The organism is Pseudomonas sp. FA117 (assembly GCF_057370475.1).
This window is the reverse complement of record NZ_CM170675.1, coordinates 5398332-5413762: the sequence shown is the minus strand read 5'-3', so window position 1 is coordinate 5413762 and position 15431 is coordinate 5398332. Positions and strand designations below refer to the sequence as shown.

The window sequence follows — 15431 nt, the reverse complement described above, 5'->3', positions numbered from 1 at the left end:
TGCACACAGGCGTTGGCGCACCGGCGCGGACCGGTTGAAAAACAACCCCATCATGGAGTGCTCCATGATGGGGTTTTCGTTACCGGTTCGAGGTACCGGCGGTGTTACGTTGCCGCTGCTCGATGGTCAGGCGGTGGATCAGCGCCTGGACCTGCTGCTGGTAATCCGCCTCCAGGCTTCGGTACTCATCGCCGAGTTGATCGATGCTGCGCTCGGGATACTGCTCCGGCAGATCCAGCACCTGGGCCTGGTACGCATCTTCGAGTTGGCTGAACTGTCCGGCATGCGTGTCGCGCAGGTAGTCCGTCCAGAACGGCTGCTGGGCGGCGAAGCGCAGCAGTTCCTCGCCGCGCTCGCCATCGCGTACCAGCCCGCGCGCGGCATCCAGTTCTTCAGTCGTGGCCCTGGCCACACCACGGTAGAGCATGTTCTGCGGCGGCAGCGGCAGCTCCAGGCTATCGGCCCAGTGCAGGCGGTAGGCCAGGCGCACCTCGGCTTCGTCGCGGTTGCCCGCCTGCTCGCGAGCAAGCTGGTCCAGCCGCTCCAGACGATACAGGCGCGTGGCGAGCCTCAACAGGCCCGGGCCACGTTCGGCCTCGGGCAGGCCGTCGACTTCCCGGCTGATGAACAGCTGCCGCTCGATCTGGTTGAACACCAGCCAGACACCATCGTGACAGGTCTGTTGCTGGGTGTCCGGCTGTAGCAGCGCGTCGCTGGCGATGGCGTTGAACAGGTCGCGTTGCTCGGCGGTGCTGGCGGCAGTTTCCAGGACTGCCCAGACGCTCTCGACCAGCGCACCGCGGGTGCTGGTACTGCGGTAGGCCGAAGTGCCGGTCATGCGCCCGACCAGCCCCATCAGGTTCTGCGCCTGGGGATCGCTGCTCAATTGCTGCCATACCTGTCGACGGCGGGTGATCTGCTCAGGTGTGCCAGTCAGCCAGGTCTCAAGGTTCGGTACTTCTTCAGGGTCAGGGGTCGAGACATAGTCTTCGCTGCCGCTCGAGTGGCCGAGGTCGGAATGGTCGGAAACCTGTTCCGGTCGCAGTTCTTCAGGCAGGTCGGCTTCCACCGTGTAGGTCCGGCTGCCATAGCCGTTTTCACTGATGTCCTGCAGTGTCTCGTAGCTCAGGGGGTTGTTCAGCAGCGATATCAGGGTGTGTCGGCCCAGGCTTGGCGGGTTGCTGCGGATGTGGTCTGGCAGTGCGGTGATGTTGTTATTGTCCAGGTCCAGGGTTTCCAGAGACGACAGCCGGTCTACCCAGGCAGGCCAGGCATCGAGCGCGCTCGCGCGCAGGTTCAGGACTCGCAGGTTGCCGGGCAGCCCGGCCTGGGCGCCGATTGCGCCGATACGATTGCCACGCAGGTTCAATTCGACCAGGCCAGGAATCCTTGCCAGAGTGGCCAGGGCCGGTTCTTCGATCAGCAATCCGTTGTTCTCGAGGTTCAGCGAGATCAGGCGGGGCAGCTCCAGCAAGGCCATTGGGATGGAGGGCATCGCCTGGCCCAGCTCGCTCAGGGTCAACACCTCGACCCTGGGGAACATTCTCAGCGTCGTGTCGAGTGCGTTGTCCTGTATACGGCTGCGCCACAAGGTGAGGTTGGTGATCCGTTCGATGAAGAACGCCGGCAGTCGTGGTGGGAACTGCGCCAGGTTGACGCCTACGAGCGACAGCCCTTGCAGGTCATGCCTGACTTGCCCGCGCCAGCTTTGTGCGATGCTGGTGCAGATCAACCTCCTGTCCATCAGGCGTTGCATTGGAAGGGGAACCGGATGGGTGTTGGTGGCCCATGGGTCGAGAACTGCACGGAGTTGATCGCGCTCTGTCTCGAGATGGGTCAAACGGGCTTCCAGACCAGGTGAAATGTCCATTTCCAGCCGTGCGCCCCTTACTGGCTGTGGTAGACGTGGGAAAGCATCGTAGTCCAGAGGCTCTCTGTCGAGCCGCCAATCGCGTATGAAGTGTTCCGATAGCGGATTGCCCTGCAGGCGGATCACGGTCTGCAGATCGCTGAACATTGAGGTCAGCGCGGCAGGCACCGTGTACAGGGTGTTGCTGCGCAGCGAGAGTGTCTGCAGCGCTTGCAGCCTGTCCAGCGTCAGCCAGCTCGGCCATGTCTGCAGGTTCATGCGTTCAAGGCCCAGGTAGCTCAGTGTCATGCCTGTCAGCACGGGGGAGAATGCGGCATCCAGTTCACTCGCCAGGGTGTTGCCGCTCAGGTCGAGGTGTTCAAGCCGGCTCAATGCCGCGAAGTCCTGAAAGTGGGTCGCATCCAGCCGCAGTCCCAGGTCGAGTAGCGACAGCTCGCGCAAATCGGGCAGGGTGCTGGAAACTGCAGCGGTCAGCGTCCGGTTCCTGAGGGGATGGGGCATGCCTGGCACACTGTCGATCACCAGTGCCGAGGCTTGGGGGAAGTGTTCCAGGAAGCGCGATAGCGTGTCGTTGGCCCAGGCGATGCGGGTCAGGGTCAGACGCCCGATGCGTTGCAGCAGGAAGGCCGGCAGATTGCGTGGAAAGTGCACCAGGTCCACGTCTTCAAGCCTGAGTTCGGCGGTCGAGCTGGCAAGCTCCGACAGGCTCGTGCGCAACCAGAGGGTCCAGATCGCGCGGCGGATGCTGTTGCGCTCACGGTTGGCCTGCGTCGTCTGCCGAGCCGGTTCCCAGCCATCCAGGGCTGTTTGCAATCTGGCGCTTTCGTCGCTCAGCACGGCAATGCGGTTGTTGATCTGCGTTGCATCCAGGCCTGCTTCGTCGAGGGCCGTGAGCATCGCTTCGGCATTGCTGCCGCTCTCGATGGCGACATCGCTCCAGCCCGAGGCATCGAGCATGGGGTCGTTCAGCAGGTAGCGTGCCGATACCTCGTTGCCAGGGAGCGGATTGCCTGTGCGGTCGAAGTACTGACCGTCGATGACCAGGGTCGTGGCATTGGGGAATCGCTGCAGGAGTGCCCGGCTGTTCGGTTCGCCGATATCCATGGCGCTGTCCGGCAGGCGGGTGTTCAGCAGGTGCAGGGCATCGACCCGCTCCGGCACGAAGGTCGGCAACTGCTGGGGGAAGTCGGCCAGGTCGACGTTGAACAGGTAGAGGTTGCCAGAGGAGGGCTGGATCTGTGGCAGGTAGCTGGCGTGCCAGAACTGCCAGATGGCGGCATTGGTACGTCGGCGGCTGTCGGCGGACGCCAGCGGATCGACCCGTTGACCTGACTGTTCACCCCACGCATCCATGGCGCTGCGCAGATCCTGGTATTCATCCAGCAGCCGGCTCAGTTGCTGGAAGATCTGTTGGTTGTCCAGGCCTGCGGCCTCGAGCGCGGCTAGCATGGCATCAGGGGTCTGGCCGAATACCACGTCACGGCGCAGCCAGCGCAGCATGTCCAGCAGCGATTCGCGCAGGATGAGCCCGGCGCCGGCACCGGTCAGTACCTGTACTTCGCGTCCACGTGCCAGGCCCATCTCGGGATCGCTGCCGTGACGGGTGATCTCCAGCCCGAGCGCGCGCCTGAGCGCCTGGCGCGGCAGCAGCGGGCCTTCCAGTACGGTCTGCTGCAGCCGGGCGCTGTCCCAGGTGCCGGGGAAGCCCAGGGCATTGCGCTGGGCGTCGGGCAGGGCATGGAGGATCGATGCGTAGATGGTGTCATGTCCATGCAGGTGCAGGTCGTCGTGGTCGAAGGCTTCGTAGCCGTCGTTGGCGTAGACCAGTACCTTGCGGATCGGCGCTGCTTCATCACCCACGCTCGACAGCAGGCGGCCTCGTCGCGAGAAGTCGCGGATCTCCAGCCTGACGTCGTCCTGCCAGCCCGGCAGCCGGTGCACACTGTGCAGGACTAGCGCGCCGGTATCTGCCGTGTGGGGAGGCGAGCTCAGGAACAAACCCTCGTATGCGCGGCTCAGGCGCAGTTCTTCCTGGCTGGCCTCCAGTTCCAGCAACATGCGCAGCGGAATTTCATGGTTGTGCAGTTGCGCCTGTTCGTCGGCGGTGGCCTGCCGGGCGATTTCCTCGACAACGGCATTCGGCAGCTCGGGATAGTGTTGCGTCATCACTTCACTGCCCGGTACTTCGTGGCCGATCAGCGCGGCGTAGCGGCGGTTGAACTCGGCGTTGCGCGCGGCGCTGCTGGCGTTGGGCAGCGCGCCGACGATCTCCTCGTCGAGGCCGAAGCGCGCGAGGGTGTCGAGCAGCAGCCCCGATGGACGCTGGTTCTGGCTCAGCATCTGGCGCAGCTCGAGTTCGTGCACGCCGCTGACGTCCAGGACACGCTGCCGGAGGCTGGCCGGCAGGCGTGCAGCAGCAGGGTGTGCCCTTTGGATCAGCGCCGAGCCTTGCCATTGGCCCGGGCGGTCCAGCTCGTGCAGCCATGCACCGGCACCGTTGTGGCGCACCACCGGCTGGTAGGCGTCGTCGCGGCTCGGGTGCACCAGGCGATGTTCACCGCCGGGTCGAGGCTGTTCGAGGCAGTAGAGCTTGTCCTCCAGGGCCAGCCAGGTCTTGTCTTGATAGTGATACAGGCCGAATTCGTCGGGGCGCAGATCAGCGGGCAGGAGAATATCGTGGGCGAAAGGGGCGATGTCTGGCTTCCACAGCCGGGGCTGCCCGTCAGGCATCTGCACCGGGCCGAGGTCTTCGATGAACGACGGTGTTTCGACCGTGAGCTGTTCGGTGGCCGGGATCGGAGCGCCGCCCGAGACGCTGGTCAGCAGCGCAACCGCCGCGACATTCTCCAGCACATCCACCAGATAGCCCCAGGCCTCGTCCTGCTCGCCCTTGGTCCAGGCGTCGATGCCTTCATAGGTTTCATAGGCCAGCTGCGCGACGTTGATCAGCAGCATGGCCTGACCGATTACCGGGACGACGAAGGCTGCGACGTTGGCGAAGGTGAAGGCCAGGCTGGCGAAATAGAGGATGCGCTCGTGCAGTGTCCGGGCATCCACTTCGGCGGTGGCCACGGCGTGGAAGGCCGCGTTGGCGCGTAGTGACGCGTCCTTGCGGCCGAGCAGGGCCTCGAACAGCGGGCGCGGGTCGATGTCCTCGCGCAGGTGCAGCTTGGCCTTGGGGTCGCGAGTGCGCTTGAGGATGGCCCATCCCGGGGTGAGGAAAGCGCCTTGGCGGGTGTAGGGCATGACGCAATCGAGGATCTTTTTCGTCAGGCTGGCCCGCTTGGCCTCGGGCATGAACTGCTGGAAGAACGACCGGTAGCTGTCGTCCAGCAATTTGTCGCGCAGGTCCTCGCTGAACGCCGTGGTGGAAGGGTATTCCTTGAGCGGGGACCGCGGGTCGCCGGGGATGTACGCGAGGATAGGCAGGGTGTCGGTAGCCCCGTCGCGATCAGGACCGATGATCAGCGGACCCTGCAGCGGGATGTCCCATAGCTTCAGGAAGCTGCAGGTCACGGTGCGGCCACCCTGCTGTGCAGGCTGATTGCTGGCCATCTGCAGCAGGCACTGGTGGAAGGGGCGGCTGATGTCACCCTTCATGTAGGCGACATGCGCTTCCAGCTTGAGAGCCGAGCCTTCCAGCTTGCGACGAGCGTGGGTGATCGCCATCGCGGTTGTCGCATCTTTGCTGTCCGGGGTTGCCTTCGAGTGCAGGGTGTCGTCGATCAGCTTCTGGTACTTCGCACCCAGGTCGAGCTCGCGGCACAGGGTGGCAAAGTCGTGGGCGGGAATGCTGGGGAGGCGTTCGCCGGTCACCGAGATGTCGCGAATCGGGTCGTGAGCGAATACTGCTGCCGGGGCGCGTCCTGGCAGGTTCATGCCGCCGCGTACGGTGCTCGCCTGCGGGAAGTTCTGCAGGGCCGCATTGAGCAGGGTGTGCGTGCCGCGGCGCAGCGCCATGTGCAATTCCACGACCGGATCATCGGAAATACCCTCGAAGTTGATCCGCGTATCGGTCAGGCTGGCGTTGAAAACACAGGCCCTGCGCACATCCACACTGATGCCGAAGCGCTCCTTGATGGCCGAGCTCAACAAGGGGGCGGCAAAGTGCTCGAGGGCGGGAAGGGCGGGCATGAGCCCATCCAGGTCTTTCTTGAAGCTCCGCCACAGGGCATGTTCGCGTTTGAAGGCCTGGACCACATCCGGCATGGTGCGGGCCGCCTGCCTGAGCCAGGGCAGTAGTGTCGTGCCTGCCTGTCGCAGGAACCTATGATCTTCGGCCGAGCTTTGCCCGGCCCATGTCGGCAACTTCCGGCTGACAAGGTCGTAGTGGAGGGTCGAGGGAGCAGGCGATGCGGGGGTAGGGGTCATGACGGCGTTCCTGAGTTTCGGGAACTCAGTGTCCGAAGTCATTCAGGGCCTGGTGCGGCACATAAGTCTCGGCACCGGGCGCTGGCTGTCATGACGTGATCCAGGCTGCGCCCCGACGCGAATCAGGTTTATGATGGCACCTGCCGAAGATCAGCCCTTCATGGAGTGCGCAATGCAGACCCTCTACCCTCAGATCAAACCCTACGCCCGGCACGATCTGGCCGTGGAAGCGCCGCATGTGTTGTATGTCGACGAAAGTGGTTCGCCCGAAGGTCTGCCGGTGGTGTTCATCCACGGAGGTCCGGGCTCGGGCTGCGATGCCCAGAGCCGTTGCTATTTCGACCCGAACCTGTACCGCATCATCACCTTCGACCAGCGCGGTTGCGGGCGTTCCACGCCGCACGCGAGCCTGGAGAACAACACCACCTGGCACCTGATCGAAGACCTTGAGCGCATTCGCGAGCACCTGGGCATCGACAAATGGGTGCTGTTCGGCGGCTCGTGGGGCTCGACCCTGGCGCTGGCCTACGCTCAAACCCACCCCGAGCGCGTGCATGGCCTGATCCTGCGCGGCATTTTCCTGTGCCGCCCGCAGGAGATCGAATGGTTCTACCAGGCTGGTGCCAGCCGTCTGTTCCCCGATTACTGGCAGGACTACATCGCGCCGATTCCGTCGGAGGAACGCGGTGACCTGGTCAAGGCCTTCCACAAGCGCCTCACCGGCCACGACCAGATTGCCCAGATGCAGGCCGCCAAGGCCTGGTCGACCTGGGAAGGCCGTACCGCCACGCTGCGTCCGAACCCGCTGGTGGTCGATCGCTTCTCCGAGCCGCAGCGCGCGCTGTCGATCGCCCGCATCGAATGCCACTACTTCATGAACAACGCCTTCCTCGAACCGGACCAGTTGATCCGCGACCTGCCGAAGATCGCCCACCTGCCGGCGGTGATCGTGCATGGCCGCTACGACGTGATCTGCCCGCTGGACAACGCCTGGGAGCTGCACCAGGCCTGGCCGAACAGTGAGCTGAAGGTGATCCGCGACGCCGGCCACGCGGCCTCCGAGCCGGGTATCACCGATGCCCTGGTGCGCGCCGCCGACCAGATGGCACGGCGCCTGCTCGACCTGCCCCTGGAAGAAGCATGAAGGGCCTGCTGCAGCGTGTACGCGGCGCACGGGTCGAGGTCGAAGGCGAGATCGTCGGCGCTGTAGACCAGGGTTTGCTGGTGCTGGTGGCGGTCGAGCCTGAAGATACCCGCGAACATGCCGATAAGCTCTTGCACAAGCTGCTGAACTACCGGGTGTTCGGTGATCCGCAGGGCAAGATGAACCTGTCGCTCAAGGATATCGGCGGCGGGCTGCTGCTGGTGTCGCAGTTCACCCTGGCGGCCGATACCCGTAGTGGCATGCGGCCAGGTTTTTCCACGGCAGCGCCGCCAGCGCTCGGTGCCGAGCTTTTCGACTATCTTCTGCAGCAGGCTAAGCTTCAGCATTCGATTGTCGAGAGTGGCCGGTTCGGCGCGGACATGCAGGTTCATCTGGTCAATGATGGCCCCGTAACATTTATGTTACAAATATGAGCCGCAAAAACCCCTTGTTTGTAGGAAAACAAGGGGTTTTGTACGATAAATAGTTTGTCCAGCCTGATGCGTTGTAACGCAGCGTGCTGGATAATCGCGCGCTGCGTGAGCCTGCGTTCGCAGGTTCGTTTCACTCTGACTCGAGCATTGTCTGGATCCGTTTGGGGAATCATTGCGCCCTCGCGGGGTCCGAACAGTGCTCGCCAACCCGGCATTGGTCGCTGGCCGTTGGTTTCATGATCTGTTTACGGCGAGGGTTGCTCGTGATTGTAAGTCCCTGTAATGCACCAAGAATCCCCGGCAATCGGCTGCGCAAGGCCTTGTTGGCAGGCGCAGCGCTGGTTGGCCTGATGAGCGCTGGCCAGCTGTGGGCATTCAATCTTGACGATGTTGCAGCCAAGGCAAAGGATCTGGCCGGCCAGAAATTCGAAGCACCGAAGAGCAACCTGCCTCCGGTGTTCCGCGACATGAAGTACGCGGACTATCAGAAAATCCGCTTCATCCAGGAAAAGGCCGAATGGGCGAATGACAAGACCCCGTTCAAGCTGTCCTTCTATCACCAGGGCATGCACTTCGACACGCCGGTGAAGATCAACGAGATCACCGCCAGCAAGGTCGAGGAGATCAAGTACGACCCGAGCCGCTTCGAGTTCGGTGACGTACCGCATGACGCCGACGCCACCAAGAACCTCGGCTACGCGGGTTTTCGCGTGCTCTACCCGATCAACAAGCCTGACAAGCAGGATGAGATCATGACCCTGCTGGGCGCCAGCTACTTCCGCGTGGTCGGCAAGGGCCATGCCTATGGCTTGTCCGCCCGTGGCCTGGCCATCGACACCGCGCTGCCGTCGGGCGAAGAGTTCCCGCGCTTTCGCGAGTTCTGGATCGAGAAGCCCAAGCCGGCCGACAAGCACCTGGTGATCTACGCGCTGCTCGACTCGCCGCGCTCCACCGGCGCCTACAAGCTGATCGTGCGTCCGGGCGACGACACCATCGTCGACGTCAAGTCCAAGGTCTTCCTGCGTGATCACGTCAGCCGCCTGGGCATCGCCCCGCTGACCAGCATGTTCCTGTTCGGCCCGAACCAGCCGTCGAAGGTGCAGAACTACCGTCCTGCCCTGCACGACTCCGAAGGCCTGTCGATCCACGCCGGTAACGGCGAATGGCTGTGGCGTCCGCTGAACAACCCGAAACACCTGGCCGTGAGCAACTTCAGTGTCGAGAACCCGCGCGGTTTCGGCCTGATGCAGCGCCAGCGCGCCTTCAGCGACTTCGAAGACCTCGACGACAACTACCAGAAGCGTCCAAGCACCTGGATCGAACCCAAAGGCGACTGGGGCAAGGGTACCGTCGACCTGGTCGAGATCCCGACCGCCGACGAGACCAACGACAACATCGTGGCGTTCTGGAGCCCGGAAACCCTGCCTGAGCCGGGCAAGCCGTTCGAGTACAACTATCGCCTGCACTGGACCATCAGCGAGCCGAAGTTCCAGGCCCAGGACCTGGGCTGGGTCAAGCAGACCCTGCGCTCCACCGGTGACGTCAAGCAAGCCAACCTGATCCGTCAGGCCGATGGCAGCGTGGCCTTCCTGGTCGACTTCGACGGCCCGGTGCTGGCGGCACTGCCGGAAGACACCGCCGTGCGCAGCCAGGTCAGCGTCGGCGACAACGCCGAGCTGGTCGAGAACAACCTGCGCTATAACCCGGAGATCAAGGGCTGGCGCCTGACCCTGCGGTTGAAGGTCAAGGATCCGAAGAAGTCCACCGAGATGCGTGCCGCGCTGGTACGCGACGTACCGGTCGAGGCACCGAAGGAAACCAAAGCAGCCGAAACCAAGCAGGACAAGGCTGCCGCCAAGCACGCCAAGGCTCAGCACGCCAAGGCCGAGAAGGCCGAGAAAGCTGCCGAGCAACCAGCCGCCGATGCGGCGTCCACCAACGGGGCCCCGGCCACCACCGAGAAGGTGCTGACCGAAACCTGGAGCTATCAGTTGCCTGCCGATGAGTAACTCGAACGCAAGGCCGGAATCGCTTGGCGAGTACCTGGCCCACCTCCCTCTGAGCGACGAGCAGCGGGCAGAACTTGCCAGCTGCACCTCGTTCGGCGAGCTCCACCAACGCCTGGCGGCCCATCCGGCCGCCAACGCCACCGAGGCCGTGCAGGCCTCGGTGGGCCCGCGCCTGACCGTCGGCAGTGCCGCCGAGCTCGAAGAGGCCGAGATGCTCGGCGTCGACGGCGGTGGCCGCCTGTGCCTGAAGATCGCCCCGCCGATCAATCGCACCAAGGTCCTGCCCGAGCCATGGCGCACCAACGTCCTGGTGCGCATGTGGCGGCGCATGACCGGTCGCCCCAATGCCCCGCAACCGCCCAAGCGCGAGCTGCCGCCGGCCCGCTGGCGTCGCGTCGGTTCGCTGCGCCGCTACATCCTGCTGGCGCTGATGATCGGCCAGACCATCGTCGCCGGCTGGTACATGAAGGGCATCCTGCCGTACCAGGGCTGGTCGTTCGTCGATCTGGACGAAGTGGTCAACCAGCCGATCTGGGACACCGTCGTGCAGGTCTGGCCGTACGCCTTGCAGACTTCCATCCTGATTCTCTTCGGCATCCTCTTCTGCTGGGTGTCGGCGGGCTTCTGGACCGCGTTGATGGGCTTCCTCGAGCTGCTCACCGGCCGCGACAAGTACAAGATTTCCGGCAGCAGTGCCGGCAACGAGCCGATCCCGAGTGATGCGCGTACGGCGATCGTCATGCCGATCTGCAACGAGGATGTGCCACGGGTCTTCGCCGGCCTGCGCGCGACCTTCGAGTCGGTGGCCGCCACTGGCAACCTCGACCGCTTCGACTTCTTCGTGCTCAGCGACACCAACGACACCGACATCGCAGTCGCCGAACAGCAAGCCTGGCTGGAAGTGTGCCGTGAAGCGAAAGGTTTCGGCCGTATCTTCTATCGCCGCCGCCGGCGCCGAGTGAAGCGCAAGAGTGGCAACCTCGACGACTTCTGCCGTCGCTGGGGTGGCGACTACAAGTACATGGTGGTGCTCGACGCCGACAGCGTGATGAGCGGCGAATGCCTGAGCAGCCTGGTGCGCCTGATGGAGGCCAACCCGGACGCCGGTATCATCCAGACCGGGCCGAAGGCCTCGGGCATGGACACCCTCTACGCACGCATGCAACAGTTCGCCACCCGCGTCTACGGCCCGCTGTTCACTGCCGGCCTGCACTTCTGGCAACTGGGTGAATCGCACTACTGGGGGCACAACGCGATCATCCGCATGAAGCCCTTCATCGAGCACTGCGCCCTGGCGCCGTTGCCGGGCAAGGGTGCCTTCGCCGGTGCGATTCTCTCGCATGACTTCGTCGAGGCTGCGCTGATGCGCCGTGCCGGCTGGGGTGTGTGGATCGCCTATGACCTGCCGGGCAGCTACGAAGAACTGCCGCCGAACCTGCTCGACGAGCTCAAGCGCGACCGTCGCTGGTGCCATGGCAACCTGATGAACTTCCGCCTGTTCCTGGTCAAGGGCATGCACCCGGTGCACCGCGCGGTGTTCCTCACCGGGGTGATGTCGTACCTGTCGGCGCCGCTGTGGTTCCTGTTCCTGGTGCTGTCGACCGCATTGCTGGCGACAAACACGTTGATGGAGCCGCAGTACTTCATCGAACCGTTCCAGCTCTATCCGCTGTGGCCGCAGTGGCACCCGGAGAAAGCCATCGCGCTGTTCTCCACCACCATCGTGCTGCTGTTCCTGCCCAAGCTGCTCAGCGTCATCCTGATCTGGGCCAAGGGCGCGACCGAATTCGGTGGGCGGATCAAGGTCACCCTGTCGATGCTGATGGAGATGCTGTTCTCCATGCTGCTGGCGCCGGTGCGGATGATCTTCCACACCCGCTTCGTGCTGGCCGCGTTCCTCGGCTGGGCGGCGACCTGGAACTCGCCGCAGCGTGACGACGACTCCACCCCGTGGAGCGAGGCGGTGCGCCGTCACGGCCCGCAGACCTTGCTCGGCTTCGCCTGGGCGGGCCTGGTGGCCTGGCTGAACCCGAGCTTCCTGTGGTGGCTGGCACCGATCGTCGGTTCGCTGGTGCTGTCGATCCCGGTCTCGGTGATCTCCAGCCGCGTGCGCCTGGGCCTGGCGGCCAAGGACGAGCGTCTGTTCCTGATCCCCGAGGAATACGCCACGCCGCACGAGCTGCTGGCGACCGACCAGTACACCCACGAGAACCGCTGGCATGCCCTGCATGACGGCTTCGTCCGTGCCGTGGTCGATCCGCGCCAGAATGCCCTGGCCTGCGCCATGGGCACCGCCCGTCACGGCCAGGCCGAGGCGATCGAGACGCTGCGCGCCGAGCGCATCGCCAAGGCGCTGGAAGCCGGCCCGAAGGGCCTCGACGGCAACACCCGTCTGGCCCTGCTGAGCGACCCGGTGGCGCTGTCGCGCCTGCACGAGCGGGTGTGGGCCGAGCAGAACGAGGCGTGGATCAAGGTGTGGCGCAACTCCATCGCCAACGATCCGCACTCGCCGCTGTTGCCGCTGCATCCTGAGGGTGAAGGCCAGCCGGCACTCGTCGGCGCCTGATCGCTACGGAGGCCGCTTTGCGGCCCATTCGCGGCACAAGGCCGCTCCTGCAGGGGAATGCATCCTCCCGCAGGAGCGGCCTTGTGTCGCGAAACGACGGCGAAGCCTTCGCCGGCAATGTCCCCGCGTCTGATGATTTTTGGCCAACAAAGTCCCCCCCGGCTCTAGGTCCGAGCGCCTGCATGCGTTAGCATCCCTCCCGACATAGCGCATCGGTCGGAACGATCGTGCACACAATAAAATTCTGCGTACTTCTTGCTAGGGGACTTGGTGATGATGAAGAAATACCTGTCGCGCGTGCTGCTCGGCGTCACCGCGCTGGTCGCGGTCACGGCCGCCCAGGCCGGTGCCATCGACGATGCGGTCAAGCGCGGCACCCTGCGCGTGGGCATGGACCCGACCTACATGCCGTTCGAGATGACCAACAAGCGCGGCGAGATCGTCGGCTTCGAGGTCGACATCCTCAAGGCGATGGCCAAGTCCATGGGCGTCAAGCTGGAAACCGTCTCCACTGCCTATGACGGCATCATCCCGGCCCTGCTCACCGACAAGTTCGACATGATCGGCAGCGGCATGACCCTGACCCAGGAACGCAACCTGCGCCTGAACTTCAGCGAACCCTTCATCGTGGTCGGCCAGACCCTGCTGATCCGCAAGGAACTGGCAGGCGAGATCAAGTCGTACAAGGACCTGAACAACGAGAAGTACCGCCTGACCTCCAAGCTCGGCACCACCGGCGAGATGGTCGCCAAGAAGCTGATCGGCAAGGCCAAGTACCATGGCTACGACAACGAGCAGGAAGCGGTGATGGACGTGGTCAACGGCAAGGCCGACGCCTTCGTCTACGACGCACCGTACAACGTGGTCGCGGTGAACAAGGCAGGCGCCGGCAAGCTGGTCTACCTGGAAGAACCGTTCACCTATGAACCGCTGGCGTTCGGCCTGAAGAAGGGCGACTACGACAGCATCAACTTCATCAACAACTTCCTGCACCAGATCAAGCACGACGGGACCTACGATCGAATCCACGACAAGTGGTTCAAGAAGACCGACTGGCTGAAGGACATGGAATAAGAGCCAGGCCACAAGCCCAGGCTATGACCCCGACGCGCAGGTAACCCCCTGCGCGTTCGCATTTTACGGAAGCACCCACGTGATCAAACACAAGAAAGCCCAATGGCCCTGGCATGCGCTGACTGCGCTGGTGCTGGTGGGTCTGGCGCTGAGCCTGTACATGGCCACCTCGATGATCTCCTACGAGTGGCGCTGGAACCGCGTGCCGCAGTACTTCGCCTTCCAGGCCGAAGACGTGCAGCGTGCCGCGGCCTACGGCACCGTCGAGGACATCGTCGTGTCCGGCAACGACGCCCGGGTCACCCTCAAGGGCGAGGACGGCGAGGAGCAGGTGCTGGATATCGCCAAGGACAGCCTGCTGCTCAGCCGTGGCGACGATGTCGCCGAGGGCGACCAGATCGGCGTCACCCGTCACTGGACGGCCGGGCCGCTGGCCTGGGGGCTGTGGACCACCTTGTGGATCTCGGTGCTGTCCGGTGCGTTCGGCCTGGTGATCGGCCTGTTCGCCGGCCTCTGCCGGCTGTCCAGCAACCCGACCCTGCGCGATCTGTCGACGGTGTATGTCGAACTGGTACGGGGCACGCCGCTGCTGGTGCAGATCTTCATCTTCTACTTCTTCATCGGCACCGTGCTCAACCTGTCCCGCGAGTTCGCCGGGGTGGCGGCGCTGGCGCTGTTCACCGGCGCCTATGTGGCCGAGATCGTGCGCGCTGGCGTGCAGTCGATCGCCAAGGGGCAGAACGAGGCGGCGCGCTCGCTGGGCCTGAACGGCGCCCAGTCGATGCGCCACGTGATCCTGCCGCAGGCCTTCAAGCGCGTGCTGCCGCCGCTGGCCGGGCAGTTCATCAGCCTGGTCAAGGATACCTCGCTGGTTTCGGTGATCGCCATCACCGAGCTGACCAAGAGCGGCCGCGAGGCCATCACCACGTCGTTCTCGACCTTCGAGATCTGGTTCTGCGTGGCGGGCCTGTACCTGCTGATCAACCTGCCGCTGTCGCACATCGCCAGCCGGCTCGAGCGGAGGCTTGCGCAAAGTGATTGAAGTCCGTGACCTGCTGAAAGTCTTCGATACCCGCGGCCAGGTGGTGCGTGCCGTGGACAACGTCTCCACCCAGGTGGCCAAGGGCGAAGTGGTGGTGGTGCTGGGGCCGTCCGGCTCCGGCAAGTCGACCTTCCTGCGCTGCCTGAACGGGCTGGAGCATTTCGACGAAGGTCGCGTGGCCATCGACGGCTTGCGCCTGGAAGACCCGAAGACCGATATCAATGCCTATCGCCGTGAAGTCGGCATGGTGTTCCAGCACTTCAACCTGTTCCCGCACATGACCGTGCTGGAGAACCTGTGCCTGGCCCAGAAGGTGGTGCGCAAGCGCAGCAAGGCCGACCGCGAAGCCAAGGCCCGTGCGCTGCTGGAGAAGGTGGGCATTGGCCAGAAGGCCAACGAATACCCTTCGCGCCTGTCCGGTGGCCAGCAGCAGCGCGTGGCCATCGCCCGCGCCCTGGCGATGGACCCGAAGGTCATGCTGTTCGACGAACCGACCTCGGCGCTCGACCCGGAAATGGTCGGTGAGGTATTGGACGTCATGAAGACCCTGGCCCAGGAAGGCATGACCATGGTCTGCGTGACCCACGAGATGGGCTTTGCCCGGGAAGTGGCCGACCGCGTGCTGTTCTTCGACCATGGCAAGTTGCTGGAAGACTCGGCGCCGGCCGCGTTCTTCGCCGCGCCCAAGGATCCGCGCGCCCAGGCGTTCCTGCGCCAGGTGCTCTGACCGGGTCGCCGCTGGCACGGGCAAGCCCAACCCCGCAAGGGCAACTGTCTTGTTCAACGTCCAAAGGCCAGCCCAATCCCTGTGGGAGAGGGCTTGTCCCGCGATCACCGGCAAGGCCGGTGCCGTGCCCTACAGGCTGAACCTCCCGACCATCCCCCTCAGTTGCTGGCCCAGCTGCTCCAGTTCACCACTGG

8 protein-coding genes are annotated in these 15431 nt (G+C 64.2%); 7 read left to right on the top strand and 1 reads right to left on the bottom strand.

Translation table 11 applies throughout. From position 1 onward, the window contains the following. Positions 1–79: 79 nt before the first annotated feature. Entirely contained in the window at positions 80–6004 is a 5925-nt protein-coding gene (locus tag AC1TXO_RS24845) for an NEL-type E3 ubiquitin ligase domain-containing protein (RefSeq protein WP_486404174.1), read from the bottom strand. Between the two features lie 409 nt (positions 6005–6413). Between AC1TXO_RS24845 and pip the strand changes: the two genes are divergently transcribed. The 7 genes from pip (at position 6414) to AC1TXO_RS24810 (ending at position 15237) form a co-directional block, all read left to right on the top strand. After that, complete coding sequence (pip, locus tag AC1TXO_RS24840) at positions 6414–7385, top strand: prolyl aminopeptidase (protein ID WP_486404173.1); 972 nt, start codon at positions 6414–6416, stop codon at positions 7383–7385. Then, a complete protein-coding gene (dtd, locus tag AC1TXO_RS24835) occupies positions 7382–7819 on the top strand; it encodes a D-aminoacyl-tRNA deacylase (RefSeq protein WP_486404172.1) in 438 nt (145 codons plus the stop codon). Before pip ends, dtd begins: the two co-directional genes overlap by 4 nt. A gap of 263 nt (positions 7820–8082) precedes the next feature. Next, positions 8083–9828 (top strand): glucan biosynthesis protein G, encoded by a 1746-nt coding sequence (locus tag AC1TXO_RS24830; RefSeq protein ID WP_486404171.1) that lies wholly within the window; start codon positions 8083–8085, stop codon positions 9826–9828. Next, positions 9821–12394: a glucans biosynthesis glucosyltransferase MdoH gene (mdoH, locus tag AC1TXO_RS24825; protein WP_486404170.1), complete on the top strand. Its 2574-nt coding sequence runs from the start codon at positions 9821–9823 to the stop codon at positions 12392–12394. The genes AC1TXO_RS24830 and mdoH overlap by 8 nt, the downstream gene beginning before the upstream one ends. Positions 12395–12670: 276 nt before the next feature. Then, the gene (locus tag AC1TXO_RS24820) at positions 12671–13468 is read left to right on the top strand and encodes a transporter substrate-binding domain-containing protein (protein ID WP_486406906.1); all 798 of its coding nucleotides are present in this window, start codon (positions 12671–12673) and stop codon (positions 13466–13468) included. A 79-nt stretch (positions 13469–13547) separates the two neighbouring features. Next, positions 13548–14510 carry an amino acid ABC transporter permease gene (locus AC1TXO_RS24815; RefSeq protein WP_486404169.1) on the top strand — a complete coding sequence of 321 codons (963 nt, stop codon included), beginning with the start codon at positions 13548–13550 and terminating at the stop codon, positions 14508–14510. Continuing rightward, the gene (locus tag AC1TXO_RS24810) at positions 14503–15237 is read left to right on the top strand and encodes an amino acid ABC transporter ATP-binding protein (RefSeq protein WP_486406905.1); all 735 of its coding nucleotides are present in this window, start codon (positions 14503–14505) and stop codon (positions 15235–15237) included. The genes AC1TXO_RS24815 and AC1TXO_RS24810 overlap by 8 nt, the downstream gene beginning before the upstream one ends. The last annotated feature ends 194 nt before the right edge of the window (positions 15238–15431 follow it).